Here is a 26,874-nt window from a genome sequence, read left to right as displayed (position 1 = left end):
GCACATCACTTCTCCAGGAGATCGGGTTGCTGGAGCAACTCGTCGATTGCGGCCAGGAACAGCGCACCGCGGTGACCATCACTTGCGCGATGGTCGGCGGCAAGGGTGGCTTGCACGGTGGTGACTACTCGGATCCCCCCGTCGATGACGCAAACCCTCTCGGCCGGTCGGCCGAAACCGACGATGGCAACCTGCGGAGGATAGATGACTCCGAACACGGCATCGACGCCTTGATCACCGAGGTTGGTAACCGTGATGGTCGGGTCCGACATCTCCGAACTGCGCAGCGAGAACGAACGCGCTCGAGCCACCAGATCGGTGAGGTCGTCCATCAATTCGTCCAGCTTTTTCTCCGGAACGTCGTGAATGGCCGGGGCGACCAGCCCGCCACCGCGCAACGAGATCCCGACCCCGACATGCACCCCGGTCACCGGCTCGAAGCCGTCTTGTCGCCAGAAGCCGTTGAACTCACTGAACCGCTGCGCCGCGAGACCGACCGCCTTGAGGATGAGTACGGCCGGCAGGACCCGTTCGTCGATGGACCGCTGCGTATTGCGTGCGGTCAGCCAGGACAGCGACTTCTCCAACGCGATTTCCTCGGCGAGATAGTAGTGCGGGATCTCGCGCTTGGACCGGCTCATCGCGGCCGCGATCGACTTGCGCATCTGGGCCCCCCGATCGGCCGGCGTGGCCTTCGTGGCCGGCTTGGCCGACGGTTCGATGGCCGTTTTTGCAACTGCAGCCATGCGCTCGACGTCGATTATGGTCACAGCCCCCTGCGGACCGGTACCGCTGACCGCATCGACATCGACATGCAGCGATTGGGCCAGCCGTCGTGCGGCGGGGGATACCCACCGCCGATGCCCGGCAACAGCGACCACGGGAGCGGATGGCCTCTTCGACGCTGCGACGGCCGGCTTTGCAGCAACTTTGTTCCCGGTCCGCGGCTTCCTAGCGGCCCGGGCTCGCTTCTCCGCGCGTTCACCCGGCGCCAGCAGCGTCGCCAAAGTCGTTCCCACTTGGACGGTTTCGCCGATCGGGATGAGCAGCTCGTTTACCGTGCCCTCCTGCCAGCACTCGACTTCGACTGCGGCTTTGGTGGTCTCGACCACGGCCACGATCTGGCCGCGAGTCACCTTGTCACCGGGCTTGATCAACCATTCGTTCAGGGTGCCTTCATCCATATCGGAACCCAACGAAGGCATTTTGAAGTCGATCATGACCGCTCACCGAACAAACTCTGAACGCCCGCGACGATACTGGCGGTCTGGGGGAGGGCCGCCTGCTCCAGGTGCTTCGCGTAGGGCATGGGGACTTCCGCGCTGCAGACCCTGACGACCGGGGCATCGAGGTCGTAAAATGCCCCCTCCATCACCCGTGCCATGACTTCCGCGGCGAGACTGCCGGTGCGCCAGGCCTCGTCGACGACCACGGCGCGATGTGTCTTGCGCACCGACTCAAGGACGGTGTCATCGTCGAGCGGTCGCAGCACCCGCAGGTCGACAACTTCACACTCGATTCCAGCTAACGACAATTCGTTCGCGGCGTCGAGCGCCTTCCCCAGGGAGCCGCCGTAGGCCACCACGGTGACATCGTCGCCGCTGCGACGGATTGCCGACCGATAGATGTCGGTGGGTCCGAGTGTATCGATATCCGACGAAGTGTTGTAAAGCTGAACGTGCTCGAATATGACCACCGGATCTGGATCGGCCAGCGCCGGTCCGAGCATGCCGTAGGCATCCTCGACCGTGGCCGGTGCGACCACCTTGATGCCCGGGATGTGCGCATACCAGGGTTCGAGACTGTGCGAATGCTGGGCGGCAAGCTGGCGCCCAGCGCCCGTCGCCATCCGGACTACGAGGGGGACTGAGAACTGCCCACCGGACATATGGCGAAGAGCCGCAGCGGTATTGACGATCTGATCGAGCGCCAGCAGGCTGAAATTCACCGTCATGACTTCCACTATGGGCCGCAGTCCGTTCAGGGCAGCCCCGATGCCGAGCCCAACGAAGCCGAGTTCCGACAGCGGGGTGTCGCGCACACGCTCCGGACCAAATTCGTCCAATAGACCCTTGGAGGCGGCGTATGTTCCGCCGTACCGTCCGACGTCTTCACCCATCAGCACGACGCGTGGGTCGTCGCGCAAAGCGTCGCGAATCGCGTCGTGGACCGCGATTCGGTAGGTGATCTTCATTGCGCCGCCTCCGGTGTCAGCACGTCGCGTTCGAGATTCTGCACGTCCTCCCACGTTCCGGCTTCCGCGAACGCCACCGCGTCGTCGATCTCGGCAGCGGCCGAGTCCTCGATTTCACGCACGTCGACTTTGGACAGGATGCCGTCGGCCAGACACTTTTCGGTGAAGACTTGGATCGGATCGCGCTTGCGCCAGCGTTCAACCTCTGGCTTGCCCCGATACAGTTCCGGGTCGAACATCGAATGCGCCCGGAAGCGGTAGGTGCGGAACTCGATGAAAAATGGCCCGCCGGTGTCGCGAACGTGATCGGCACCCTGTTGCGCAGCGGTATGGCAGGCCTCGACATCCATGCCGTCGACCGCCAGTGTCGGAACCCGGTACGCCGCCGCCTTGACGGTGAGATCCGTCTGTGACTGCGCCCGATCCAATGCGGTACCCATCGCGTAAAGGTTGTTCTCGCAACAGAACAAGACGGGTAAGTGCCATAACGCCGCCATGTTCAACGATTCGTGGAACGCGCCCTCGGCCACCGCGCCGTCGCCGAAATAGCACGCGGTCAACCGCTTCTGGTGCAGCATGGCGTCGGCGAGCGCGATGCCCACCGCGAGCGGCAGGCCGCCCGCAACTATCGCATTCCCGCCGTAAAACCGTCTCGAGGAATTGAACAGGTGCATCGACCCGCCGCGGCCGCGTGAGCAGCCTTCCTGCTTACCGAACATCTCGGCCATGATCGAAGTCATGGGGATGCCGCGCAGCAGTGCATGCGCATGCTCGCGGTAGGTCGCGACTACCGCATCATCATCGGCCAGCGCGCGCAACGATCCGGCGGCGACGGCCTCTTCACCGACATATAGATGTAAGAAGCCGCGAATCTTGCCCGCGCTGTACATTTCCGCGCATTTTTCCTCCATGCGGCGCACGCGGATCATGTCCGAAAGAAGTTCGTGGGCCAACTTCGTATCGCTCATAACGGCACCCGCTCAACGTCGCGGTCAGGATGCTGTTCGATGGTGGAGGTATCACCTTCGGGCAGCCCCAGCTCACGAGCCTTCAGCAGCCGGCGCATGATTTTGCCGCTGCTCGTGTGTGGCAACCAATCGACGAACTCGAGTTCTTTGGGCGCCACTGTGGCTCCGAGCCGCTTGCGCGCGTGGCCTATGAGTTCAAGGCGCAGATCGTCGTCGCCGACTATGCCGTTCTTCAGAGTGACGAAGGCTTTGACCATCTCGCCGACTGTCGGATCGGGCTTACCGATGACAGCCGCTTCGGCCACCGCCGGATGATCGGTCAGCGCGCTTTCCACCTCGAATGGTCCGATCAGATGTCCCGCTGACTTGATCACATCGTCTTTGCGCCCCACGAACCAGAAATAGCCGTCAGCATCCTCCTTAGCGAGATCTCCGGTCAGATAGAACCCGTCTGCGAAGCACTTCCGATATCGGTCCTCGGCGTCCAGGTAGCCCCGGAACATCGACGGCCAACCCGGCTTGAGCGCAAGCTCGCCCTCGATTTCGGGTTCATCGATCACCGTGACCGTCCCGTTTTCGTTGTGGCGCACTATGTATGCTTCCACGCCCGGAAGGGGGCGGCCCATTGAGCCTGGCTTGATGTCGAACGCGGGGGTGTTCGCAATCATGATGCCGCCCGTCTCCGTCTGCCACCAATTGTCGTGAATTGGCAAACCCAGCACTCGCTTTCCCCACCACACCGCCTCGGGATTGAGTGGCTCACCGACGCTCGCGATGAAGCGCAGCCGTGGAAAATGGTAGTGCGTCACCAGTTCGGGACCGGCTTTGATCAGCATCCTTAGCGCGGTTGGTGCCGTATACCAGACCGACACGCCCTGGTCTTGCAGAATTCCGTACCACCGCTCAGCGTCGAACTCCGCCTCGTCCACGATGGAAGTGACGCCATGCAACAGCGGGCTGATGATGCCGTACGAAGTCCCGGTAACCCAGCCGGGATCCGCTGTGCACCAATAGGTGTCGTCGGTATGTAGATCAAGCGCATACATTCCGGTGACGTAGTGCATCGCGACCGCACCGTGGACGTGAATGGCACCCTTCGGTGTGCCGGTGGTGCCGCTGGTGAAATGCAACAGCGCGGGATCATCGGCGGTGGTGGGTTCGATTGGCGCGTTCTCGTCGGCGGCGTCCATCCAGTGCCAAAAGTTGAGCGTTCCGGGCGGCTGGGATGCGGCTTTGTTTTCATCCACTACCAAGACGTGCCGCACCGATGGAATCCGATCGCGGATCTTGGCGATTTTGCGCTGGTAAATCGCCCTGGTAGTCACCAGCACATCTGCTTGTCCGATGCTTACCCGCGTCACGATCGGCTCGGGGCCGAACGCTGAGAACAAGGGTGAAACGATGCTGCCGTTGCGCAGCGCGCCCATGACCGCGATGTACAGCTCTGGGCAACGGTCCATGATCGTGAACACTCGATTGCCTCTATTGACGCCCAGCGAGCGCAGCAAGCTGGAGAATCGTCTGGAAAGCCGGCCGAGCTCGGCGTAGCTGAGGTCTCGTGTCGCGACCGCACCATCCCAGCCCTTGTCAGTGACGAAGCGCAACGCAGTGCGGCTGGCGGTCACGCCGACCGCGTGCCGGTCGACGGCGGCGTAGGCGATGTTGCATTTGCCTGGACCCATTCCCTCGCACAACTGCGGCACGTCGGACCAGCGGAATCGCGCGCAGGCTTCCGCGTAGTTCGTGAGGTTCGGCCGAGTGCTCAGGCCGTGAACGTCTTTGCGGATGATGTCCATGCGGAAGTCCTAGAGAGGTGAGCTATCTGTGACAGCAAGGGCCTTGCGCAAACTCGAGCGGATGCTCCGGGAGCGGTGCTCGGCGCGGCAGATCGCTGGCATGGCTGTCCCTTTTCGTCACGTGGGTGTGCTCATCGTTTTCCGGATGCCGCCTGCCGGACTAGAGACAAAAGTCATCGTCAAGGCGGCGTTTCGTCCTTTTTTGGGCTTCGCGCAGCATTGCCGTCAGCGGGTCGAAGGGCTTGATTGTGGGGGACCTAGAACCCTTCCGGCGCCCCAAAATTGGTCGTCGTTGAAATCGGTGCTTCGCAACGACATTGGGAAGTGCCTTCGTCGCCCTGGACGTGCTAGGCGCGGATGCGCGACCGCGGTTGGCGGAGACCGCTCGGCTCGCCGAAGCCCTGCGCCGCCACGATGATGATTACCACCATGAATTGAATTGGTGGTGCCATCTGCCTCGAGCGCCGGGGCGCGCAGCGATTTCGCCAGCGGAGGAAATCTTGTCAAGCAGTGACTTCGGGCCCTATGCGCTTTCGGATCGCAACGGCAAGAATCGGACCGCTACGACTCAACGTGAGCCGTTTTGCTAAGGCAACGGAGCGACGAGAATGGCAGCGGCACTAGCTGAAGAAGCCGTCCGACGACTTCCCGCGCAAGCGGGGCCGTCACGAACCAATGCGCTGACGCGCGTCCAGCCCTTTTCACACAGGCGAGTCCTGCCCCTCCGGCGCGGCCGGGGTCCGCAGCATGTGATCCGAGAGCGCAAACAGCTGAATCGTTACCAGGCGTATTTAATCGCCAGATCGCTGTGGCCATTCGAACGGCGGAATCCGCACCGCCACGGCGACTCGCCCAAAGCCGCCCATATACGTCGGGGGAAGCGAGATGGCGAATGACGCGCGCCACGACTTCCGTCGGTATTCGCGGCTTTTCCGGATATCTTCGATGCCGCCCTGGGCCCAGTGCAGCGGGTCGCGTATCGGTCGATCCATTTCCTGGACCCGCTGATCCGGCTTGAGCCCCCTCTACCGCTACCTCCGGCACAGTGCCACCTAGCCCCGGCCGCTGCGGTCACAGGTGGATGGCTTTCCCCATCGGCGGCGTGCCGAATTGGAACCGACGCCCGGTGATCCTCTCGGGAAGGATTCGCACATAATGCGGCTTCTCAGACGCCGTCCAGGGCAACACCTGGGCATCCTCGGCGTCCTCGATCTGTTTATTCGTGCGAAGCGAGCGTGCAACACCCTTCACGACCACACTCCAACCCTCGGCGACATTGTGATCATCCACCTCGAACACCACGTGATTATTTATCGCAGCGCTGACCAATTTGGTGCCCTCCGCGGTCTTAAACAGAATCGTCCGGCGCTGGACGACGTAGTTCACCGGGAAGATCTCCGGTTGCCCACCAACATCGGTGACCAGACGTCCCAGCGTCATGCCCGAGAGCAGATCCCAGCACTCGTGAGCGGGCAGGATAGTAACGCCATCAGCGTTTGGATTTGGATGAGTCATAGGGATCAAATTATTCGTGAAAGCCAAGCATCGCACGGGCCAAAAGTCCTGCCGCGCAGGGACAAAAGTTATTGAGCTGCATCGCGCGGCAGAATTACTGGCAAATCTCCAAGACCTCGTCTAAGGGCCGCCGCGGCGTGGGCGCCGGGAGGTTTCCTGTAAGCGGCGCTATCCCGGCGCGGATCACCACCTGCGGCTCACCGTGCTGAGAGATCAGGCTTCGCACGATATTGCGGCTCTCATCGACTTCGATCAGATGGGTCAAAGTGCAGGTCGCCATACCGGCCACAGTGCACTCCAGCAAAACGGTCGACAGCGCTTCACCACATCTCAACGCATCGACTCGCGTATCCGCTGCGGTAGACAACACAAGGATTTTCGACCAGTCCGCGCTGACCTCCGGACGCCGATCCTCATGGCTTCTGATCGGAAATTCACGCCCCACGTCAACGCGGTAGTGTTCTTTGTCGGACGCCAGTGAACTCACTGGTATGCCCTCGGCCGCAACGAAGGGCGACGTCCACCAATCCAGTTCGGCATGGTACGACCAATCGTCGCGGCGAATCGCCTCGGTGAGCCGCGACGCCTCAACCAGCTGTGGTCGCACGTCATCGGAGAGCACATCGAGTGTCACGGGCCTGTCGCCGATACTGCTGCGCAGCACGGGTTCGAAGACACCCCAGTATGTGGGCCGACCCAGCGGAAGTCGATCAGTTCTGCGTTGCAGAATTGCCCCGGCGCGCAGGCGATCGGCATCGGTGACGCCGTCGACGGGACTGAACTCGACTGAAGCCAGATTTTCGGGGTCATGCGGGTCGGGAAACCGCTCGATCTGCGCTTGCCAACCTGCGGCGAGCATCGCGACACGAAGATGATCGAGCACTGCGCCACAACCGATCAGCGTTTCGCGCCCGGACTGGTCGGCGCCGGGCACCGTCTGGTATCGATCGACGAACAGGCGCAGTCGCGCACCGTGGAGCACCCACCGCCATGGCTGGCTGTTATGCATGGACGGGGCCCGGCAGGCGACCAGCAAGGCCCATCGCAGCACCTTGATGTCCAGATTCGAATGCATGTCGCTAACCCCTTGCCGAGCTCTCGGTTGCTCCATGGTCGGGGCAAAACAGCCTTGATACTAGAGTCCTACGTCCCGGGCAACGATGGACTAATTCCAGGCCTTACCGGCTGCCTTTCAGAAAATTGAATGACCCGGCGGTGGGGACCTAAGACTCTGGCGTCCGATGTTCACATGCCTGAAGGTCGTTGCGAAAGAACAGGCAGGTGAGAATGATGGCCCAATTAACCGCGGACACCAATGTGATCACAGCGGCAGTCGAGTTGGCGTGCCATGCCCCGTCGCTGCACAACAGTCAGCCGTGGCATTGGCTTGCCGGCGGCGTCAGCGTCGAGCTATTCCTCGATCCGCGCCGAACAGTGACATCGACCGACACATCCGGCAGAGAGGCGATTATCAGCTGTGGCGCCGCGCTCGACCACTTTCGGGTGGCCATGGCCGCCTCCGGGTGGAGCACGAACGTCGAGCGACTTCCGAACCCGAACAACCTCGACCACCTCGCCTCGATCGGCTTCGGGCCGACCGACTATGTCGCACACGCCCGCCGCGATCTCGCCGACGCGATCCTGCGCCGTCGCACAAGCCGCCTGCCGTTCGGGGCGCCCAAGCATTGGTCATCGTTGGAACCGGTGCTTCGCAACGCGCTGAAAGATGAACTCGTGACCCTGGACGTGTTGAGCGCCGACGCGCGGCCGCGGCTGGCGGAAGCGGCTCGACTCACCGAAGCCCTGCGCCGATACGACGACGATTATCACCAGGAATTAGCCTGGTGGACATCGCCATCGAGGAGATTCGAGGGGATTCCCGACAGTGCTCTGCTTTCGGAGCCGGATGACCGCAGAGTCGATGTGAACCGTCGGTTTCCTGTCGACCCGCTCGACGAGCGGAGCTCCGCGGGCACCTACGACGAAGCGAAAATACTCGTTCTGTCGACCCTGGGGGACGCGCGAGTGGATGCCCTCCGATGCGGTGAGGCGTTGTCGACCACCTTGCTGGAATGTACGTTGGCCGGCTTGGCGACTTGCCCGGTAACGCACATCACGGAGCTGGAAGCTACCAGGGAGATGATTCGGGACCTCACGCGTCGCATCGCCATACCTCAGGTTTTGATCCGGGTGGGTGTCGAACCTGGGGGCGAGTTGACACCCCGGCCCACGCCGCGGCGCCCCCTGAGCGACGTGTTGCGGATCCGGCGCTAGGAAGCGAGAATGGCGTCTCGCCTTGATGATTGGTTGCTGCCGGCTGACTCCGACGTCGATGCGCTCGCCTGGCAGTTCACGAACTCCGCCTACGCGGACGACACCTATGCGGATTGGCCGCTGGATCGGCGGCTCGAGGGGTTCCTGCATCATCGGGGATTGTCCAGCATCGCTGAAGACGGTGACGCCTTCCATTTCGTTCTCGACCGCGTCATGGCGTGCATCGGCGTGTCGTCCGACCGGGTTTCACGGGCATAGCTGGCGATCGGCGTGGAGCTGACGAACGACCTACAACCCGGGGACTTCGGTCCCTTTCGGCATCGCCGGTTGATTGGTGCGATGGACAGTGCAAATACCAGATCTCTTCATCAGGAGACATCCATGAGCACCGTTTCCGTTCAGCGCCGGCCGCTTTCGCTATTCCCGGAGTTCTCGGAGTTGTTCGCCGGCTTCCCATCCTTGACAGGGCTACGCCCCGCCTTCGACACGCGCGTGATGCGGCTCGAGGACGAGATGAAAGACGGCCGCTATGTAGTGCGCGCGGAACTGCCAGGTGTCGATCCCGCAAAGGACATCGACATCACCGTGCGCGACGGGCAGCTGACGATCAAGGCGGAGCGTAGCGAGAAGAAGGACTTCGATGGACGGTCGGAGTTCTCGTACGGCTCATTCGTCCGGACTGTGTCGCTGCCGTCCGGTGCAGACGAAGGCAGCATCGAAGCCACTTACGACCAGGGGATTCTCACTGTCTCGGCAGCGGTCTCGGAACCGAAGCCGGCCGAGCGACACATCGATGTGCATTCGGCCAACGGGCAGTGACCGCGGTGCAAGATGACCAGAGCGGCTGACGTTACCCGGCGCTCGCCGCGGCGCGTATTTCGCGACCGCCGCGAGGCCGGGCAGGTGTTGGGAAACCTCCTCACCGCGTACCGCGACCGACCGAACGTGGTCGTCCTTGGGCTGGCCAGGGGAGGGCTACCCGTGGCATGGGAGGTGGCGGCGGCACTGCACGCCCCGCTGGACGCTTTCATCGTGCGCAAGCTCGGTGCGCCCGGACACGAAGAGTTCGCGGTGGGGGCCCTCGCCAGCGGGGGCCGGGTCGTGATCAATGACGACGTCGTGCGCGGCCTGCGGATCACGCCGCAGCAATTGCGCTTCATTGCCGAACGCGAAGGCCGAGAACTTGTCCGGCGCGAGGCCGCATATCGCGACGGGCGGCCACCCGTAGACGTCACCGGTAAGACGGTCATTCTCGTCGATGATGGATTGGCCACCGGCGCAAGCATGTTCGCGGCGGTGCAGGCACTGCGCGAGGCCGAGCCTGCCCACATCGTGATGGCGGTGCCCGCGGCACCCGAATCTACCTGCCGGGAATTCGCCGGCCTGGTTGACGATGTCGTATGCGCCAGCATGCCGACTCCATTTCTCGCCGTCTGTGAGTCGTTCTGGGACTTTCGCCAGGTAACCGACGACGAGGTGCGCCAGCTGCTTGCCACACCCACCACAGCAGCGAAAACGGCCACGGAGGTGACGCCGGCACAGGTGTTAGCCGGAGCAGCAGTTGACGCACCGGCAGGTGTCTCGCCGCGTGAGGCGTTGGACGCGCTGATAGGTGATGCCCGGATCGTGCTGATTGGTGAGAGCTCGCATGGCACACATGAGTTCTACGAAGCACGAGCCGCAATCACAAAATGGCTGATCGAAGAAAAAGGCTTCTGCGCAGTAGCGGCCGAGGCTGACTGGCCTGACGCCTATCGAGTGAACCGGTACGTCCGTGGTCGGGGCGAAGACAACAGCGCCGACGCGGCACTGAGCGGCTTCGAGCGCTTTCCGGCCTGGATGTGGCGCAACACGGTGGTTCGTGATTTCGTTGACTGGCTGCGCCTGCGCAACCAACGGCAGGATTCGAACGCACACCAGCAGGCCGGCTTTTACGGGCTCGATCTGTACAGCCTGCATCGATCGCTGCAGGAAGTTGTCGACTACCTGGACAAAGTCGATCCGAAGGCGGCGGCGCGGGCGCGGGAGCGATATGCATGCTTCGACCATGCCTCGTCCGACGACGGTCAGGCGTACGGTTTCTCGGCGGCATTCGGCGCCGGCCCGTCGTGTGAGGCACAAGCGGTCGAACAGCTAGTCGATATCCAGCGCAATGCACTGACCTACGCGTGCATGGACGGGCTGCTCGCCGAAGACGAACTCTTCTACGCCGAGCAGAATGCGCAGACGGTTCGTAACGCAGAGATGTACTACCGAGCGATGTTCAGCGGGCGCGTAAACTCGTGGAACTTGCGTGACAGGCACATGGCGCAGACCCTTCAGGCGCTGGCCAAACATCTTGACCGCCATTCGGATGTTCCATCGGCGCGAATCGTCGTGTGGGCCCATAATTCTCATGTCGGCGATGCACGGGCGACCGAGGTGTGGGCGGACGGACAGCTCACCCTTGGACAGCTCGTCCGGCAGCAATACGGTGATGAATCCCGGCTGCTCGGTTTCACCACGTACGGCGGCACGGTCACCGCTGCCAGCGAATGGGGCGGCTCGGCAGAACGAAAGGCCATTCGGCCGGCGCTCAACGGGAGCCTCGAGGAACTTCTGCACGAAACCGGTAATACCTCGTTCTTGGTTTCGGCACTTATCAGCCGGGAAGCTATCGGTCCGCTCAGTGCGGTTCGGTTGGGCCGTGCCATCGGTGTTATCTACCGCCCCGAGACGGAACGACAGAGCCATTATTTCTACGTCCGGCCGGCAGACCAATTCGATGCGATTATCCATATCGACAGCACCCGGGCGGTGGAACCTCTGGAGCCCACCAGCCTCTGGATCGCCGGGGAGACACCGGAAACCTATCCCACCGGACTGTGATCAACGAAGCGGAGTCTACGGAGATGGATGCGCGGGCGCAGTCGATTCCCCACCGGCAACAGATTGTCACTTTCACCATGAATCCGGCTCTGGACATCACAACAAGCGTTGATGTGGTGCGGCCGACTGAGAAGATGCGTTGCCAGACAACGCGTTACGATCCGGGCGGCGGTGGCATCAATGTTGCTCGTATCGCCAACGAGCTGGGCGCTTCGGTGTCAGCCATTTTCACCGTCGGCGGACCGACCGGTGCACTTGTCGCCTCTTTCGTCAGGGATGAAGGAGTTCCCTGCCAGCAGGTCGAAATCGCAGCCCCGACCCGTCAAAGCTTCACCGTCAACGAAAACAGTTCTGGTCAGCAATACCGTTTCGTTCTTCCCGGACCACGGCTGTCGGCCGCCGAACAATCGCGCTGCCTCGAGCGGCTACGGGCCGAGGCGGAGTCCGCCGATTTTGTCGTCGCGAGCGGTAGCCTGCCGCCAGGCGTACCGCCTGACTACTATCAGCGGGTTGCCGACATTTGCCGGGATGTGGACTCCCGCCTTGTTCTCGACACGTCCGGGGGAGGATTGCAGCACATCGCGTCCGGCGTCTATCTACTCAAAGCGAGCGTGCGGGAACTCGGCGAGCGCGCCGGACGCCCACTCGCTACCGAGTCGGAACAATTAGCCGCCGCACAAGCGCTTATTGAAAACGGTTGCGCGCGTACGGTCCTCGTGTCGTTGGGATGTCGGGGAGCACTACTCGCGACGCAGCTGGGTAGCCAGCGATTTTCCGCAATCGCGATACCTGGCGGCGGAAGCGGCGTTGGGGCGGGCGACGCAATGGTTGGCGCTATCACAACTGGGCTCAGTCGTGGATGGCCGCTTGTCAAATCCATTCGCTTGGGGATAGCCGCGGGCGCAGCGATGTCGATGACACCCGGTACCGAAGTCTGCACCCGAGCGGAGGTCGAACGATTGTTTGCCCTCGTCGCCGAACCGTACGACCTCACGTGCCAGTGAACGATATGTGTCGAAGCATCCTCAGCGCGGCATCTTTGGGACGAACGGCTGTCGATAAGAGGCCTAAGGACTCCTCTAGAACCGGTGCAAAATCCATAGCCTGGCATTGAGTCGATCAATGCTCGACTACAACAGCTAGCTCAGGAGCTCCGATGAATCAGCTGCACTCGAAGTCGGTGGTCGTCGGCGTCGACGGGTCGCAAGCCGGGGTTAACGCTGCCAAATGGGCCGTCGACGAGGCGATCACCCGACAGCTGCCTCTTCGCCTCGTTCATGTCGCCGGACGCAAGACGCCGCAATCCACGTCGGTAACGCCATCGGACCGGGAGCTTGAAGTCGGCGAAACGGCCCTTTACCAGGCCGAAGTTGCGGTGCAGGCCGTGGGGAAACCCGTTGAGGTCGAAACGGTTTTACTCTCGGGGGACCCAGAAGAGGTATTGATCAACGAATCATTGGATGCGGCGCTGGTGTGTGTCGGTACCGACCAGCGCCGGTGGGCCGTCGACAAGGTCCTGGGCACGACCGAGGCTGCGTTGGCGACGCGTGCACACTGCCCGGTGGCGATCATCCGCACCAGTCCCGACGGAACGCCGGCAAAACCCGGGGTGATCGCCGTAGTGCTCAACGATGAGCCCGACAACGAAGAGGTTGTCCACCAGGCTATGGAGGAAGGGCGCCGGCGCAACGCCACGGTGCGGCAGATCGATCAGCGCCTGAACAGCTGGGTCCGCCGCTATCCGGACGTGCCCGTTCAAATCGTCGCAGCCGGCACCGGCCCGAAGGCCTCTGAAAACCACAGCAATGCAATAGAACTCGCCGTGGTAGGCAGGGCCGACGCCGGCCACATTGCCGAGCTTGGCACCCCCAATTATCACCCGATTGTGGGCTATCCGAGCTGCTCAGTGCTGATTGTCCGAGATTGATCCGAAAGGCCCTGCGGTGAACCACCTTCCTGCTCCTCGGCCGATTGTCGTCGGTATCGACGGCTCGAATGCGGCCATCCGCGCCGCCCTTTGGGCGGTCGACGAGGCGGTGAGCCGCGACGTCCCGTTGCGTCTGCATTATGCGATTCAGCAGAGCGACGCTCCGAGAGCCGAGCGTGAGGCCATGGCAAGCAAGCTGGCCACCGCAGATACTGCGGTTCACCGCGCAGTCACGGCAATCGAAGCCACAGGTCGCCCGGTAAAAATTGAGACGGAGATTGCCCAGGGGACACCGATCGAGTCGCTGATCGCCGCGTCGGCATCAGCAGCGATGGTGTGTGTGGGTGCGGTCGGGTTATTACATTTCCAACCGAATCGGGTGGGTTCCACCGCTGCAGCTCTGGCAATCTCGGCACGGTGCCCGGTGGCCATTATCCGCGAGCCCCACCATCGACCCAGACAGCCAGTGCAGCGGATCATCGTCGAAGTAGACAAGTCTGCTGACGCTGGGTTACTGCTAGGCGCCGCTATGGAAGAAGCCACCCTCCGCAATGCCACCGTTGAGGCGGTCATCTGTCGACGCATCATGTCGGACGATACGGCGGCGGAGGATGAAAGGGCTCGCCAAGTACTCGCCGACCTCGATCGCCGCCTGGGCTGTTGGAAACATCGCTATCCGCATCTCGAGATGGAGTCGGTGGCGGTCCACAGCACCTTCATGGAGTATCTGGCTTACAACTGCCGATCGGTGCAGCTGGTGATTGTCGGCACCCACGATCGTGCGCATCTCAAGGAACTTATCGGGCCGGTAGGCGGTGCCATCCTGCAGGACGCCGACTGCGCGCTGTTGATTATTAACCATCAACATTTGTGAATCGGCGAATCATAAAGATGTGGGATATTGAGTTCAGCGTTTGACAAATCTTGCCTCGCTGATAGCCGGCAGGAAGGACTTGCAGTGGTTAAGGTTTTTTTAGTCGATGACCATGAAGTCGTTCGTCGCGGGCTCACCGATCTGCTTGCATCGGACCCCGAGTTGGAAGTCGTCGGTGACGCGGGTTCAGTGGCCGAAGCGATGGTGCGAATATCCGCGACGCAGCCTGACGTCGCTGTACTCGATGTGCGCCTTCCCGATGGCAATGGAATCGAACTGTGCCGCGACCTTCTGTCGGAGCTTCCGGAGCTGCGGTGCCTGATGTTGACGTCGTTCACTTCCGACGAGGCGATGCTGGACGCAATTCTGGCCGGTGCAAGCGGTTACGTCGTTAAAGACATTCGGGGAATGGAACTTGCTCAAGCGATCAAGGACGTCGGTGCCGGCAAATCGTTGCTGGACAGCCGCGCGGCCACCGCGCTGATGGCCAAGCTCCGCGGTGGTACGGAGCATAAAGACCCGCTGTCCGGATTGACCGAGCAAGAGCGAACGCTACTGGGGCTGCTCGGCGAGGGCTTGACCAACAGACAGATCGCCGCCCGGATGTTTTTGGCCGAGAAAACAGTCAAAAACTATGTATCGCGGCTCCTCGCCAAACTCGGCATGGAGCGGCGCACTCAAGCCGCCGTGTTCGCGACGAGGCTGGACCAGCACTCCCCGCCGACGAAAGGCGTCTGACCTGCGAAGACGGCGCCTGCCGAGCCTCCCCTTACTCTTGGTGACCAGGCCAGATGAGACTAAGCTGGCCTGAGCACCTCCGCGTCGACGCCTTCGAACTCGCTGTGTGACACGCGCAGTTGCTATGGGGCGTAGTTGTCGGAGGTAGCAGGTCGGTGGCCAACGACGATAACGGCTCGGCTTTCGCCGGACTGGGTAAGCGTGGGCTGGTAGGCAGGATGCACCAGCAGCTCGATGAGCTGCTGGCAGCGCGCGATCAGATGGAGCGATTGCTGCGTGTGATCGTCGGGATCGGCTCCGATCTCGATCTCGACGCGACGCTGCGCCGGATCGTTCATGCGGCCAAGGACCTGACGGGCGCTCCGTATGGGGCGCTTGCCGTGCGCGATCCCGGCGGTGCGTTGATCTCGTTTATCCACGACGGAATCGACGAAGCTACAACGGAACGGATCGGGCATCTGCCCGTCGGTAAAGGAGTTCTTTCCGTCTCGTTTCTCGACACGCCGGCTTTGCGCCTAGACGACCTCACAAAACACCCGGCTGCGGTCGGTTTCCCCGATCATCATCCGGCGATGCAAGCCTTCATCGGGGTGCCCATCACCATCCGTGGAGCGGTTTTCGGCAATCTGTACCTGACCCACGACGAGCCAGGGCGGGTGTTCTCAGAATCCGATGAGGTTGCCGCCCGGGCTCTGGCGGTTGCGGCGGCCGTCGCTATCGACAATGCGCAACTTTTCGAGCGCGAACGCATGTCGGTGAAATGGATGGAAGCCAGCCGCGAGATCACCACCGCTCTACTTTCCAATGCTGAATCGGGCTCGACTCCAATGCAATTGATCGCCGATCGTGCGTGCGCTCTAACCGAAGCTGAGCAGGCGATCGTGCTGGTCCCCGTCGACGCCGACCTGCCCGCCGACGAAATCGATACGCTGGTGATCTCGGCGGCGGTGGGGCTGAACGCCTCCGACGTCATCGGTCAACGGATCCCGGTGGACGCCTCTACCAGCGGTGGCGTTTTCCGCTCTGGTGAGCCGATGATCACCGAGTCGTTGAGCTACCCGATCCAGGCGTTCACCGACGTCGGGCAGCGCAGCGCAATCTTGATGCCGTTGCGGACCCAGGACGAAGTCGCCGGCGTGATTGCAGTAGCACGCAGCGCCGACCGGCCACCGTTCGACGACAGTTACCTTGACCTGGTACGTGATTTCGCCACCCACGCGGCGCTGGCTCTTATGCTCTCGTCGGCTCGCGAGCACGCCCGCCAGTTGACGCTGGTGGGAGAGCGCGAGCGCATCGCGCATGACTTGCACGATCACGTCATCCAACGATTGTTCGCCGCGGGAATGGACCTGCAGGGCACCGTTGCCCGGGCACGTTCACCCGAGGTTGTCGAGCGACTCAATAGGACGTTGGACGATCTCCAGACCATCATCGAGGAGATCCGCACCACGATCTTCCAGCTCAAAACTTCGGACGAACATGAAAGTAGCTTCCGAAGTCGCATTCAGCGGGTGGTCACCGACCTCACCGAGAACCGCGACATTGTGACCACCGTGCGCATGCACGGACCGACGACCACCGTCGGCGGCGAGCTTGCCGAACACGCCGAAGCCGTCACCGCGGAAGCCGTGAGCAACGCGGTCCGTCACTCCGGCGCCTCTCGGTTGACGGTCGAAATTGATGTCGCCGACATGCTGACGCTCGACATCATCGACAACGGAAGCGGTGTGCCCGCTGATAATCAGCGGCGCAGTGGCCTGGCCAATATGCAGTACCGCGCCGAACAGGTCGGTGGCCGTTTCGAAATCTCCAACGAGGCTGGCGGCGGTACGCGTGTTCATTGGACCGCTCCGCTCACCGCTGGCTGATCCGCCATCCGCGACAACGCCCAACGGGACCAATGGCATCGACGCGGGGTCCTATGGCCCTGCCTCGTCTTCAGCCTTCCCCATAGGGTCATTTCCAGGGTGGTGAGAAAGACCGAGACGCGCCACCCGCCCCGGCCGAGGAGACGCAATGGGAAGCCAAGCGGTGGGGAACACTGCCACATCCCGATTGCTGGACGGCCGGGTGATCTCATTGCGCCGCATCGAGAAGGATGATGCCGAAGCCGTTGTCGCTCTTCATCAGCAACTCAGCGATCATGACCGGTACTTCCGCTTCTTCACCCTGCATCCGGCCCACCTCGATCAACTGGTGAGGAAGCTGATCGAACCCAAGGACGGTCAATACGCGTTGGGCGCATTTGACGGGGATCGGCTGTTGGGTGTGGCGAACTACACGGTCTGCGCTGATCCGACCTGTGCCGACATCGCAGTTGTGGTTGCTCATCAAGAGCATTCGGTCGGCGTGGGAACGGCATTGATCAAACGCCTGGCTCACATCGCCAGAGCCCATGGGATTCGGCGATTCGTCGCCGATGTATTGGCTCAGAACCAGCTGATGCTCGCCGTCTTGTCCGATTTCGGCTGGCCGCGCGAACGAAGTAACTTCGGATCAGTCCTTCACCTGGACATCGGTCTGCCCGCCCGCATCGACGCGTCATCATCAGCCGGCCAAGGGATTTCGTAAATGAAAGGAAAATTGTCGGAGAACAAGCATCGCGGAATACTGGTCTGTGTCGACGGATCGGAGGCATCTGATGCCGCCGTGACGTGGGCTGCCCGCGAGGGCATCATGCGTCACTTGCCGATTACGCTGATGCACGCCGTGGCACCGGTGGTCGTCGGTTGGCCGGTCGGCCAGTTGTATGCGGAGATGCCCGAATGGCAACAAGAAAGTGCGCAGCACGTTGTCGACCAGGCCCGCGAGAGGGTCGCAACAAACCTGGATAGTGCGAAGTGCGCTGAAATACACACCGAAATAAGCTATTCCAGCATTATGCCGGCACTGATCGATGCCACCAGGGAAGCGTGGATGGTCGTCGTAGGCAGCCAGGGTCTCGGGGCGGCGGGCCGCCTGCTGCTTGGTTCGGTCACTGCCGGCTTGCTTCACCATGCCTACTGCCCGGTGGCGGTAATCCACTCCAATGCCGCCGTGACCCCCGATGCCAACGCGCCCGTGCTGGTGGGCACCGACGGATCGCCCGCCTCGGAAGCGGCGATCGCGTTGGCTTTTGAGGAAGCATCCCGCCGGGGCGTCGACTTGGTTGCACTGCACGCTTGGAGCGATGTGGGCGTCTTTCCCATCCTGGGGATGAATTGGCGTGACCGCGAGGCTGAGGGCCAGGAGCTCCTCGCCGAACGCCTCGCCGGCTTCCACGAACAGTATCCGGATGTGCATGTCAAGCGAGTGATCGTGTGCGACAAACCCTCTCGATGGCTGCTCGAAGAAGCCGAGCACGCTCAGCTGGTCGTGGTCGGTAGCCGCGGGCGGGGCGGCTTCGCGGGCATGCTGCTCGGGTCGGTGAGCTCGCATGTCGCTCAAGCGGCGTCGGTTCCGGTGATTGTGACCCGCGGTCGCTGAGCTCGCCTATTGGCTTGCTCAGCGCACCACCAGCACCGAACATCCGGTGTGTCCGAACCGCGGAGTCAGGGGGCCGATCATTCGGGCGACCTTATCGGAATACCAGCTGTCCACTACCGCGAGCTCAATCGGTTCCTGCGTGCGGATCAGATATTCAGCGGCTCCATGTCTGGCCGCGGCGGGGCGGACATGCACCTCGGGAAATTGGGTCACCCAGCGGTGAAGTCGACGGTCCAACTGACGGTACGGGATCTCTCCGAAACCCCATCGCCACGTACCTAGTGCCAGGATCGGCGCTTTGCGAAGCCGTGCTTCTGTGAAACCGTGCTCGAGCACCGAGTCGTTCTGGGGTGAGTCGTCGACCACCACGGCGATAGATCCCGAATGTGGCTCGCCCGCAACGCGGTTGGCGCGCACGATCGCGACCGGGCAATGCGCGTTCCGAGCGACAGCCTCGGCGGTTGAGCCGATGACCTTTCGGGCGATCTGCCCGATCCCCACAGAACCCACACAGACCATTGCCGCATCACGCGATTCCTCGACCAGAGCGTTGGGCGGTGAACCGCTCACCAAATCGGTTTCGATTTTGACTTCGGGAGTCATCGCATGCAGCGCTGCGCAAGTGGCGCGCAAGGCAGCTTCGCCGCATTCCACATCGAGAAGATCATCGTTGGGGAGCGCGTCGGCTGAACGCTCGGGAATGGCATAAACCAAACGCAGAGGGATGTCCCGACTGGTTGACTCGGCTACCGCCCACTTCGCCGCATTGATCGCAGCATCAGAACCGTCGATACCCACGACTACCCATTGTGGTGAGTGCGGATCGTTCATCGCTGTTCTCCGATCGAGACCCCGGGCGAGCGGGATAACCATGGTCAACTGGCGACGTTAGTCAGCGTTGCCGGCTCACGGCAGGGCCCTTCGGCCCTTCGCCCGACGGCTATCGTCATCTGTTTTGATATTCACCCGACCTGGATGGTGTGGCCCGGCAGGAGTTGTTGCACGCAACCACGACATTCCACGTCAATCGGCAACGATTTACCGGCTTCCGCGGTCACGGCCGCCGTTCGCCCGCCGATCCGAAGATGAAGGCGTTGACCGCGGTACACGATGGTGAACTCCATCGGACCTAGCGCTTCGGGCCACAGTGGGGCGAGTACGAGCCGGTCGTCACGCATTTCCAGACCGGTGAAGCACCGTTGCAGCAGATCCACGCTGCCGGCCATCGCCGCCAGATGTATCCCCTCCGATGTGGTGCCGCCCTGGATGTCAGCGATGTCGGACTCCAATACCTGGTTGAAGTACTCCATGGCCATGTGCCGGTTGGCGCGAGCAAGAACCCAGGTATGCACGACAGCGCTCAGCGTTGAGCCATGCGACGTGCGCGCGAGATAATAGTCGACTGTCTCTGGGATCTGCGCCGGGGTAAACCTATAGCCGAGGCGGCCGAATAGACCCAGCAATTCCTCGGATGACAACAGGTAGAACAGCATCAGCACATCGGCCTGCTTGGACGCCTTATATTTGTTGACACTGTCATCCTCGGCATCGAGGATGCGGTCGAGGCGCTGAATGTTCCCATAGCGCCGCCGATAATGCTCCCAATCCAGTTCGCCCAGTTCCGAATAACCTTCGAACTGACTGATCACGTGGTCGTGAAACGGGACGAACATGCGCCGTGTCACGTGGTCCCACCGGTCGAGCTCGTCGGCGCCCAGATCGACTTTTGCGACCAGATCGAGCCGGTCCCGCAGCGGCAACAGGTCCAGCGCGTCCATCGCCCGCAAAATCACCCAGACCGCCATCACGTTGGTGTACGCGTTGTTGTCTATCCCGTCGTATTCCTTTCCGGGGTATCCCGAATGGAATTCATCGGGGCCGATGACCCCCCGTATCGTGTAGCGGCCGCGGCTGTCATCAAAGTTGGCTAGGCGCGCCCAGAATCGGGCGATCTCGAGCAGCATCTCGGCTCCGTAGTCGACGAGAAACTGGCGATCACCGGTCACCTGGTAGTGCTGCCACGCGTTGAACGCGACGGCGAGACCCACGTGATGCGCACGCGCGCTGGCATCCGGGTTCCAACGACCGGACCGCGGATTGAGGTGCACTTCCTGACTCACCTCCCGCCCGTCGCTGCCCGATTGCCAGGGATACATCGCGCCGATACAGCCCGCCCGCTGCGCGGCACGTCGGGCCTCGGGAAGCCGCCGATACCGATAAAGCAGCAGTGACCGAGAGACATTCGGTAGCCGCACACTCAGCACGGGGGAGACGAACAGCGCATCCCAGAAGACATGGCCGCGGTAGGCCTCGCCGTGCAGCCCCCGCGCCGGGACTCCGGCGTCCAGTTCGGCTGTGTGAGGCGAAAGCGTCTGTAGTACGTGCACCAGGTGCAGCCGGAGGACCTGCGATGCCGCCGTGGTGTCGGCAAGGCCGACGCTGCACTGTTCCCACAGCCGGGCCCATGCCCGGACGTGCTGGCGGTGCAGATCGGCATATCGGCCGGTCGCGTCAAGATGTTGCTGGGCGGCGCTCGCCGATTCGGATATCGCGCTGTCCCGGCCGGTGAAAATGGTTGCGACCTTTTCCAGTGTGACCGACCGTCCCACGGCCAGCGCGACCCGGATATCGTGACCGCCACGGTTGCCGTCGCGTACGAATTTGTACTGTGCGTTGGCCGGCGCATCGTCGCGCCACACGGTAGTGCGGGCCGCGACCGCGATCGAGATATGCGATTGCGACGTTTGCGTCCGCAATGCGACCGAGTCGGACGCTATTTCGTCTATCGCCGATTCGATCAAATGAGCGCTCGACAATGAACGGTAGCGCTCGATCATGGTGTTTTGCACGTCTCCGTCCAGTAGGGATCTGAACTCGACTGTGCCCAACCAATTTTCGGCGCTGATAATCGTCTGCATGGCAAGAACGTGAGGTTGGTGCATGGAAGCGAAGCGATGCTGCGTCAGCGTGGTGATCTGACCCAAGCTGTCCCGAAAGCGGAGTCTGCGGCTCAGCGTCGCATGCCTTAGGTGGAATGTCTGCCGATAGAACAACACTTCAGTATCGTCTATGTGAAACCATGCCCCGCCGTTGATCCGAAACGTCAGCGGCAGCCAGTTGGGCAGGTTGACGAGGCTCTCGTTCTCGACGGTCCGGTCCGCGATCCGATCGGTCAGCGTGTTGTACACGCCCGTGGCGTAAGTGCCCGGATAGTGGGCCTCGGACGCCGCCGCCTCCGGCGCGCAACCACGAGTGGCGACATAACCATTGCCGACGGTGCACAACGCTTCGCGCAGCCGCTCATCGTTCGGGTCATAACACTCGTAAACGAGTTCCCAAGCGCCGCTAGGCCTCGTCGGGAGATTTTCCAAATCTTCGGCCAGCTGGCGGACGAATTCCACAACAACGGTAGGGCTTTCGACACTGAACAGGGCGGCGGACGGGCGATCACCGTCCTCGCTGTGCCGCACAACGATTCCCACGCCGTCGAATTCGACCGCGTCGAATCCATCTTCGTCGGTGATGTCGTCGCCGATGTAGATCGGTAAGACGGCCCCAGCATCAAGATGGCTATCGCTGGCCCCAATCTGCTCGAGCAGCCAATTGACTGTCGTGCCTTTTCGCCAGTCCATGTTCGGACGCAGCTCGATGAGCTTGCGACCGGTGGCGATCTGTAGGCCCTCGGAACGCCCGAGGTTGCGAACCGCCGCCATCACCCGATCGATGTCTGCCGGATCGGCATTGCGATAGTGAACAGCCACCGCAAAACGCTTGTGCTCCACCACTACTCCCGAGACATCACCCAGCGTCTCTGTCAACCGTCGGGCGGCACGCGCAACGGTAGCGATGACGCCGGCGGCGGCGTTCTCGTGGGGGGTGCCATCGGGTGCGATCAGTTCAAAGCCGTGGCTGACCGCATACCACACTCCGTTGATCTTGACCCGTTCGCGTACATCGGCCAGATCGCGGCCGCTGATCACCGCCACGGGACACTGCGCGGCCAGCGCGCTCAACGCTTCGTCGGCACCGTCGACCAGTGTCGCCGAGTCCCGGTTCGGGGTGATATCGGACAGGGTGCCATCGAAGTCGAGGAACACCACCGGTCGTCGGGTTGACAGCAGTTCCTTCAGCTGGCTGTAAGCCTGCATGGCGTCGGCTTTGGCCGACCTTGCACTGCCGCCACTTCGCACGGAGATCTCGGCCAGGTCGGCGACGACGGCGTCGGCCCCGCAGGACAGCAATTCGTCATCGTAGCCGTTGCAATCGAGCCCGAGGACCAGACCGAAGCCGCCGTCTCTGCCGGCTCTCAGTACGGCTTGGTCGCGGTCGATAACCACGCACCGAACGGGAAGGACCCCCAGGCGCCTTGCCGCTTCGGCCAGCGCCGGCACATCGAGCCTTTCCGGGATCTCGGGTTCGCCGACAACAATGCTGACCAGTTCGTCGACTCCCGCAGCGCGCAGCACTTGCAGGCACTCCGGGGTGGATGAGTAAACGGCCGTTGCGGCGCCGACGTCTCGCAGCCGCCGCAACAGTGGACCGGCGGAACCGCGCTCCTCGACGACACCCGACGCGGTCTCAGTCACCACGGTGTCGAGTCCCAGAATCACCGCGTCGTGGTATCGCCGGTCGATGGTGGCGGGCCACTCGGTCACCTTTGCGACGATGCCACAGCGCGAGCGCCAATCAACCCGTGGCGAGCCGATGAAGGTCTCTCGTCCACGCAGTTGAGGACTAAAGCCTCATGATCGACGACTGTTCGGGCAATAGCGTTTCCGGTGACCAGACCGAAGGAGAAACAATGTCTGCACCGGTAGACCACCACGGCGTCGTCGTCGGAGTTGATGGATCGCCCGCATCGGATGCCGCCGTCGTTTGGGCGGCGCGCGAGGCGGCCATGCGAGACGTCCCGCTGACGCTGGCCCACATGTTGAAGACATTCGTGCCGACATTCCCACAAATACCGATGCCGAGCGGCGTGGGGGTTTGGCAGGAAGACGACGGCCGCAAGGTTCTCGAGCAAGCGGTCAAGATCGCCCAAGACGCCGTGCCGGCAGGCCGAAAAATCTCAGTCGCGACCGAGGTGAAGCATTCGCCCCCGGTGCCGACGCTAGTCGAGCTGTCCGAAAAGGCAGCGATGGTTGTTGTCGGCAGCAACGGGCGCGGCGCGGCCGCCCGGGTTGTGCTGGGTTCGGTCAGTTCGGGTGTGGTCCATGCCGCGAGGTGTCCGGTCGCGGTCATTCGTGCCGAGGATTCATACACGCAGCGTTCCGATCGAGCCCCCGTGCTGGTGGGAATCGATTGCTCGCCGGCGTCGGAGCTTGCCTTGGAAATTGCGCTCGATGAGGCGTCGCGTCGTGGTGTCGAGCTGACGGCATTCCACGCGTGGAGTGATGCTGCGGTGTTTCAGCTCCCATGGGTCGAGTGGGCGGAGGAAGCGGAGCGGAGTCTGGCGGAATATCTGTCGGGTTGGCGAGAGCGCTACCCCGATGTCAAGGTGCGCCGACTCGTCGCTCTGGATCACCCGGGCCGAGCACTGATCGAAGAGTCGGAATCAGCTCAGCTTGTCGTCGTCGGCAGTCACGGTCGAGGCGGCGTTGCGAGGATGCTGTTGGGCTCGGTCAGTAATGCGGTCGTTCACGCCGTCCACACGCCGGTGATTGTCGCCCGGTCGTCCTAGCCCGCTGCACGGGATGCAACACCTGGGGATCAAAGACTCATGACCGATAACCGTTGGAGTCACGGTGTTTTCGGCGGTTGCGGAAGGAGAGCGAAATGACAGAATCCGTGAAGCGCCATGGCATCGTCGTTGGTGTCGACGGGTCGCCCGCGTCGAATTTTGCCGTCTGCTGGGCCGCGCGTGACGCGGCGATGCGTCATCTGTCGTTGACGTTGGTCCACATGCTGCACCCCTTCGTGCCGGCGTGGCCGGTGCTGCCGCTCGTAGACGATGCTGTGATATGGCGGGAGGACGACGGTCGCCGGCTCCTGCAAGAAGCGGTCAAGATCGCCGAGGACGCTACGAGAACAAGCCGCAGAATCGACATCGCGAGCCAACTGTGGAAGGCACCTCCGACGCCGACGCTGGTCCAAATGTCGGACGAGGCAGAAATGGTCGTCGTCGGATCCCGTGGACGTGGGACCATCGGCCGGGCCTTACTCGGTTCGGTCAGTTCCGGCATCGTACGGCGAGCGAGTTGTCCGGTCGCCGTGATTCACGATGAGGACCCCTTGATGCCTTACCCGCAGCAGGCGCCAGTTTTGGTCGGAATCGATGGCTCGCCGGCCTCCGAAGTCGCCACGAGCATTGCCTTCGACGAAGCCTCACGACGTGGCGTTGAACTCAACGCGGTTCATGCCTGGAGCGATACCGAGGTTTTCCGGCTTCCCGGAATGGACTGGGCCGCGGTGAAGCGCGATGCGAAGCGGATCCTGGCCGAACGTCTGGCCGGCTGGCAAGAACGCTACCCCGACGTCACGGTGCACCGAATCGTCGTGTGCGACCAACCGGCAAGGCAGTTGGTCGAGCAGTCAGAATCCGCGCAGCTGACGGTCGTGGGCAGCCACGGCCGCGGTGGCCTGACCGGCGCATTGCTGGGCTCGGTGAGCAACGCGGTCGTTCACTCGGTTCGCATGCCGGTGATCGTGGCCCGGCCGTCCTAGGACCACACCGAGATGTCCACGGCGACTGACAAACCGACGGTGAGGGCACGCGGCGTCGTGACCGCTGACGTTGCGGCAGCGGGGACGTCCGCGGTGCCGTATGTCGATCTTCACGAAACCCATACCGGTGTGGTGGTGCTGGCCGGTGACCGTGCCTACAAGGCGAAGAAGCCGGTGCTGACCGACTTTCTCGACTTCCGTACACCGGAGCAGCGTGAGCGTGCGTGCCATCGCGAGGTCCACTTAAACAGCCGGCTTTCCCCTGAAAGTTACCTCGGGATCGCTTATCTCACCGATCCAGTGGGCGCTCCCCCCGAACCGGTCGTCGTCATGCGCCGTTACTTCGATAAAGACCGTCTGGCATACAAGGTGAGCTGTGGTCCCGACGAATCCCTCTACCAGGTGTTGGACACCATCGCCGCCATGTTGGCCCGCTTTCACCAACGGGCCCAGCGGAGCCGCGCCATTGACGCTCAGGGCCAGGTGTGTGCGGTCGACGGACGGTTTCGGGAAAACCTGATAGAGCTGAATCGTTCTGCGGAAAAGCCCGACTCGGGATTCTCCTTCGAGCATCTAGCCCGGATCCAACGCTTGGCAGTCGATTTCACTTCGGGCCGTGCCACCTTATTCACGCAGCGCATCACAGCCGGGTGCATTGTCGACGGCCACGGCGATCTGCTTGCCGACGACATTTTCTGCGCGGCTGGCGAACCGGCACTCCTCGATTGTCTGGAGTTCGACGACAAGCTCCGGTACCTCGACCGCATCGACGATGCCGCATTCCTGGCGATGGATTTGGAGTTCCTGGGACGCGCGGACTTTGGAGACTATTTCCTCGGACGCTATGCACACCACTCGGGCGACACCGCTCCATCGTCACTGCGGGACTTCTACATTGCCTACCGCGCCGTCGTCCGAGCGAAGGTCGACTGCCTACGGGTGTCGCAAGGCAACCCCGAGGCTGCCGCAGATGCGGCGCGGCACCTGGCCATCGCCACCCGACACTTGGAGAACGGCAGCGTTCGGATGGCCCTCGTCGGAGGGAATCCGGGCACAGGGAAATCGACCATCGCACGAGCCCTCGCCGAAAAGACGGGGGCACAGGTCATCTCTACCGATGACGTACGTCGGGAATTACAGGCAGTGGGAATCATCACCGGCGACCCCGGCGACCTGGACGCGGGATTGTATTGTCCCACCAACGTCCGCACGGTGTACGACGCCGTCTTGCACCGGGCACGGGCGCTGCTGGCCAACGGGCAATCGGTCATCCTCGACGGCACCTGGCGCAATCCGCATGTTCGCGCTCACGCCTGTCGAATTGCCTGCGAGACATTTTCGACCTTTGTGGAAATCCGATGCTCGGCGAAGTCTGAAGTCGCCGCCGACCGAATAGTTACACGCCGGCAAGGCAATTCCGACGTGACTCCGGCCATCGCCGCGGCATTGGCTGGACAGTACGACGAGTGGGAGACGGCGTACCCGCTGGACACGTCGGGGAAGCTCGACCACTCCGTCGAACAAGCTCACAAAGTTTGGCGCCGGGCGGTCTACGGGCCGGCGCAGCGCAACCAGATTGAGAAGGGCTAGAC

Annotated in this window: 22 protein-coding genes; 14 read left to right on the top strand and 8 right to left on the bottom strand. The window is 62.4% G+C overall.

Annotated elements, in window-relative coordinates; all coding sequences use genetic code 11:
- Positions 1–5: 5 nt before the first annotated feature.
- The 6 genes from ACIUM1_RS00670 to ACIUM1_RS00645 form a co-directional block, all read right to left on the bottom strand.
- Positions 6–1,220 (bottom strand): dihydrolipoamide acetyltransferase family protein, encoded by a 1,215-nt coding sequence (locus ACIUM1_RS00670; protein ID WP_406815408.1) that lies wholly within the window; start codon positions 1,218–1,220, stop codon positions 6–8.
- Entirely contained in the window at positions 1,217–2,194 is a 978-nt protein-coding gene (locus ACIUM1_RS00665; RefSeq protein WP_406815407.1) for an alpha-ketoacid dehydrogenase subunit beta, read from the bottom strand. The genes ACIUM1_RS00670 and ACIUM1_RS00665 overlap by 4 nt, the downstream gene beginning before the upstream one ends.
- Positions 2,191–3,162: a pyruvate dehydrogenase (acetyl-transferring) E1 component subunit alpha gene (pdhA, locus tag ACIUM1_RS00660; protein WP_406815406.1), complete on the bottom strand. Its 972-nt coding sequence runs from the start codon at positions 3,160–3,162 to the stop codon at positions 2,191–2,193. Before pdhA ends, ACIUM1_RS00665 begins: the two co-directional genes overlap by 4 nt.
- Entirely contained in the window at positions 3,159–4,958 is a 1,800-nt protein-coding gene (acsA, locus tag ACIUM1_RS00655; RefSeq protein ID WP_406815405.1) for an acetate--CoA ligase, read from the bottom strand. The genes pdhA and acsA overlap by 4 nt, the downstream gene beginning before the upstream one ends.
- A gap of 1,071 nt (positions 4,959–6,029) precedes the next feature.
- Positions 6,030–6,473: a pyridoxamine 5'-phosphate oxidase family protein gene (locus tag ACIUM1_RS00650; RefSeq protein ID WP_406815404.1), complete on the bottom strand. Its 444-nt coding sequence runs from the start codon at positions 6,471–6,473 to the stop codon at positions 6,030–6,032.
- A gap of 94 nt (positions 6,474–6,567) precedes the next feature.
- Complete coding sequence (locus tag ACIUM1_RS00645) at positions 6,568–7,548, bottom strand: Acg family FMN-binding oxidoreductase (protein WP_406815403.1); 981 nt, start codon at positions 7,546–7,548, stop codon at positions 6,568–6,570.
- Between the two features lie 212 nt (positions 7,549–7,760).
- Between ACIUM1_RS00645 and ACIUM1_RS00640 the strand changes: the two genes are divergently transcribed.
- The 11 genes from ACIUM1_RS00640 to ACIUM1_RS00590 all read left to right on the top strand — a co-directional run bounded on the left by ACIUM1_RS00640 (position 7,761) and on the right by ACIUM1_RS00590 (position 18,619).
- The gene (locus ACIUM1_RS00640) at positions 7,761–8,747 is read left to right on the top strand and encodes an Acg family FMN-binding oxidoreductase (protein WP_406817879.1); all 987 of its coding nucleotides are present in this window, start codon (positions 7,761–7,763) and stop codon (positions 8,745–8,747) included.
- Positions 8,748–8,756: 9 nt separating this feature from the next.
- Positions 8,757–9,005: a hypothetical protein gene (locus tag ACIUM1_RS00635; RefSeq protein WP_406815402.1), complete on the top strand. Its 249-nt coding sequence runs from the start codon at positions 8,757–8,759 to the stop codon at positions 9,003–9,005.
- 123 nt (positions 9,006–9,128) lie between these two features.
- Positions 9,129–9,566, top strand: a complete 438-nt coding sequence (locus ACIUM1_RS00630; protein ID WP_406815401.1) for an Hsp20/alpha crystallin family protein — start codon at positions 9,129–9,131, stop codon at positions 9,564–9,566.
- A 12-nt stretch (positions 9,567–9,578) separates the two neighbouring features.
- Positions 9,579–11,615 carry an erythromycin esterase family protein gene (locus ACIUM1_RS00625; protein ID WP_406815400.1) on the top strand — a complete coding sequence of 679 codons (2,037 nt, stop codon included), beginning with the start codon at positions 9,579–9,581 and terminating at the stop codon, positions 11,613–11,615.
- Between the two features lie 23 nt (positions 11,616–11,638).
- A complete protein-coding gene (locus ACIUM1_RS00620; protein WP_406817878.1) occupies positions 11,639–12,619 on the top strand; it encodes a 1-phosphofructokinase family hexose kinase in 981 nt (326 codons plus the stop codon).
- Between the two features lie 152 nt (positions 12,620–12,771).
- The gene (locus ACIUM1_RS00615; protein WP_406815399.1) at positions 12,772–13,542 is read left to right on the top strand and encodes a universal stress protein; all 771 of its coding nucleotides are present in this window, start codon (positions 12,772–12,774) and stop codon (positions 13,540–13,542) included.
- A gap of 16 nt (positions 13,543–13,558) precedes the next feature.
- Positions 13,559–14,416 carry a universal stress protein gene (locus ACIUM1_RS00610; protein WP_406815398.1) on the top strand — a complete coding sequence of 286 codons (858 nt, stop codon included), beginning with the start codon at positions 13,559–13,561 and terminating at the stop codon, positions 14,414–14,416.
- An 84-nt stretch (positions 14,417–14,500) separates the two neighbouring features.
- Positions 14,501–15,154: a response regulator gene (locus tag ACIUM1_RS00605; RefSeq protein ID WP_406815397.1), complete on the top strand. Its 654-nt coding sequence runs from the start codon at positions 14,501–14,503 to the stop codon at positions 15,152–15,154.
- 218 nt (positions 15,155–15,372) lie between these two features.
- Positions 15,373–17,022: a GAF domain-containing protein gene (locus ACIUM1_RS00600; RefSeq protein WP_406817877.1), complete on the top strand. Its 1,650-nt coding sequence runs from the start codon at positions 15,373–15,375 to the stop codon at positions 17,020–17,022.
- Positions 17,023–17,170: 148 nt separating this feature from the next.
- Positions 17,171–17,725 (top strand): N-acetyltransferase family protein, encoded by a 555-nt coding sequence (locus ACIUM1_RS00595; protein WP_406815396.1) that lies wholly within the window; start codon positions 17,171–17,173, stop codon positions 17,723–17,725.
- A complete protein-coding gene (locus tag ACIUM1_RS00590; RefSeq protein WP_406815395.1) occupies positions 17,726–18,619 on the top strand; it encodes a universal stress protein in 894 nt (297 codons plus the stop codon).
- An 18-nt stretch (positions 18,620–18,637) separates the two neighbouring features.
- Here ACIUM1_RS00590 and ACIUM1_RS00585 read toward each other — a convergent pair whose 3' ends face one another.
- Positions 18,638–19,450 (bottom strand): universal stress protein, encoded by an 813-nt coding sequence (locus tag ACIUM1_RS00585; protein ID WP_406815394.1) that lies wholly within the window; start codon positions 19,448–19,450, stop codon positions 18,638–18,640.
- A 131-nt stretch (positions 19,451–19,581) separates the two neighbouring features.
- The gene (gene otsB / locus ACIUM1_RS00580; protein WP_406815393.1) at positions 19,582–23,274 is read right to left on the bottom strand and encodes a trehalose-phosphatase; all 3,693 of its coding nucleotides are present in this window, start codon (positions 23,272–23,274) and stop codon (positions 19,582–19,584) included.
- A gap of 146 nt (positions 23,275–23,420) precedes the next feature.
- On the opposite strand from otsB, the gene ACIUM1_RS00575 reads away from it, so the two are divergent.
- From ACIUM1_RS00575 to ACIUM1_RS00565, 3 genes are all read left to right on the top strand, one after another.
- Entirely contained in the window at positions 23,421–24,299 is an 879-nt protein-coding gene (locus tag ACIUM1_RS00575; protein ID WP_406817876.1) for a universal stress protein, read from the top strand.
- Positions 24,300–24,394: 95 nt separating this feature from the next.
- Positions 24,395–25,282, top strand: a complete 888-nt coding sequence (locus ACIUM1_RS00570) for a universal stress protein (protein WP_406815392.1) — start codon at positions 24,395–24,397, stop codon at positions 25,280–25,282.
- Positions 25,283–25,294: 12 nt separating this feature from the next.
- Positions 25,295–26,872, top strand: a complete 1,578-nt coding sequence (locus tag ACIUM1_RS00565; protein WP_406815391.1) for an AAA family ATPase — start codon at positions 25,295–25,297, stop codon at positions 26,870–26,872.
- The last annotated feature ends 2 nt before the right edge of the window (positions 26,873–26,874 follow it).

The organism is Mycobacterium sp. M23085 (assembly GCF_045343915.1).
Lineage (GTDB): Bacteria > Actinomycetota > Actinomycetes > Mycobacteriales > Mycobacteriaceae > Mycobacterium.
The sequence above is the reverse complement of the archived record's forward strand: the minus strand, read 5'-3'. Positions and strand labels throughout refer to the sequence as shown.

Bases quoted from the DNA above. Each gene is read 5' to 3' on its own strand.
- ACIUM1_RS00620 (WP_406817878.1), top strand. From the start codon at position 11,639: ATGGATGCGCGGGCGCAGTCGATTCCCCACCGGCAACAGATTGTCACT.
- ACIUM1_RS00575 (WP_406817876.1), top strand. From the start codon at position 23,421: ATGTCTGCACCGGTAGACCACCACGGCGTCGTCGTCGGAGTTGATGGA.
- ACIUM1_RS00600 (WP_406817877.1), top strand. From the start codon at position 15,373: ATGCACCAGCAGCTCGATGAGCTGCTGGCAGCGCGCGATCAGATGGAG.
- ACIUM1_RS00645 (WP_406815403.1), bottom strand. From the start codon at position 7,548: ATGCATTCGAATCTGGACATCAAGGTGCTGCGATGGGCCTTGCTGGTC.
- ACIUM1_RS00565 (WP_406815391.1), top strand. From the start codon at position 25,295: ATGTCCACGGCGACTGACAAACCGACGGTGAGGGCACGCGGCGTCGTG.
- acsA (WP_406815405.1), bottom strand. From the start codon at position 4,958: ATGGACATCATCCGCAAAGACGTTCACGGCCTGAGCACTCGGCCGAAC.
- ACIUM1_RS00630 (WP_406815401.1), top strand. From the start codon at position 9,129: ATGAGCACCGTTTCCGTTCAGCGCCGGCCGCTTTCGCTATTCCCGGAG.
- ACIUM1_RS00635 (WP_406815402.1), top strand. From the start codon at position 8,757: ATGGCGTCTCGCCTTGATGATTGGTTGCTGCCGGCTGACTCCGACGTC.
- ACIUM1_RS00585 (WP_406815394.1), bottom strand. From the start codon at position 19,450: ATGAACGATCCGCACTCACCACAATGGGTAGTCGTGGGTATCGACGGT.
- ACIUM1_RS00665 (WP_406815407.1), bottom strand. From the start codon at position 2,194: ATGAAGATCACCTACCGAATCGCGGTCCACGACGCGATTCGCGACGCT.
- pdhA (WP_406815406.1), bottom strand. From the start codon at position 3,162: ATGAGCGATACGAAGTTGGCCCACGAACTTCTTTCGGACATGATCCGC.
- ACIUM1_RS00640 (WP_406817879.1), top strand. From the start codon at position 7,761: ATGATGGCCCAATTAACCGCGGACACCAATGTGATCACAGCGGCAGTC.
- ACIUM1_RS00625 (WP_406815400.1), top strand. From the start codon at position 9,579: ATGACCAGAGCGGCTGACGTTACCCGGCGCTCGCCGCGGCGCGTATTT.
- ACIUM1_RS00595 (WP_406815396.1), top strand. From the start codon at position 17,171: ATGGGAAGCCAAGCGGTGGGGAACACTGCCACATCCCGATTGCTGGAC.
- ACIUM1_RS00590 (WP_406815395.1), top strand. From the start codon at position 17,726: ATGAAAGGAAAATTGTCGGAGAACAAGCATCGCGGAATACTGGTCTGT.
- ACIUM1_RS00650 (WP_406815404.1), bottom strand. From the start codon at position 6,473: ATGACTCATCCAAATCCAAACGCTGATGGCGTTACTATCCTGCCCGCT.
- ACIUM1_RS00615 (WP_406815399.1), top strand. From the start codon at position 12,772: ATGAATCAGCTGCACTCGAAGTCGGTGGTCGTCGGCGTCGACGGGTCG.
- ACIUM1_RS00670 (WP_406815408.1), bottom strand. From the start codon at position 1,220: ATGATCGACTTCAAAATGCCTTCGTTGGGTTCCGATATGGATGAAGGC.
- ACIUM1_RS00570 (WP_406815392.1), top strand. From the start codon at position 24,395: ATGACAGAATCCGTGAAGCGCCATGGCATCGTCGTTGGTGTCGACGGG.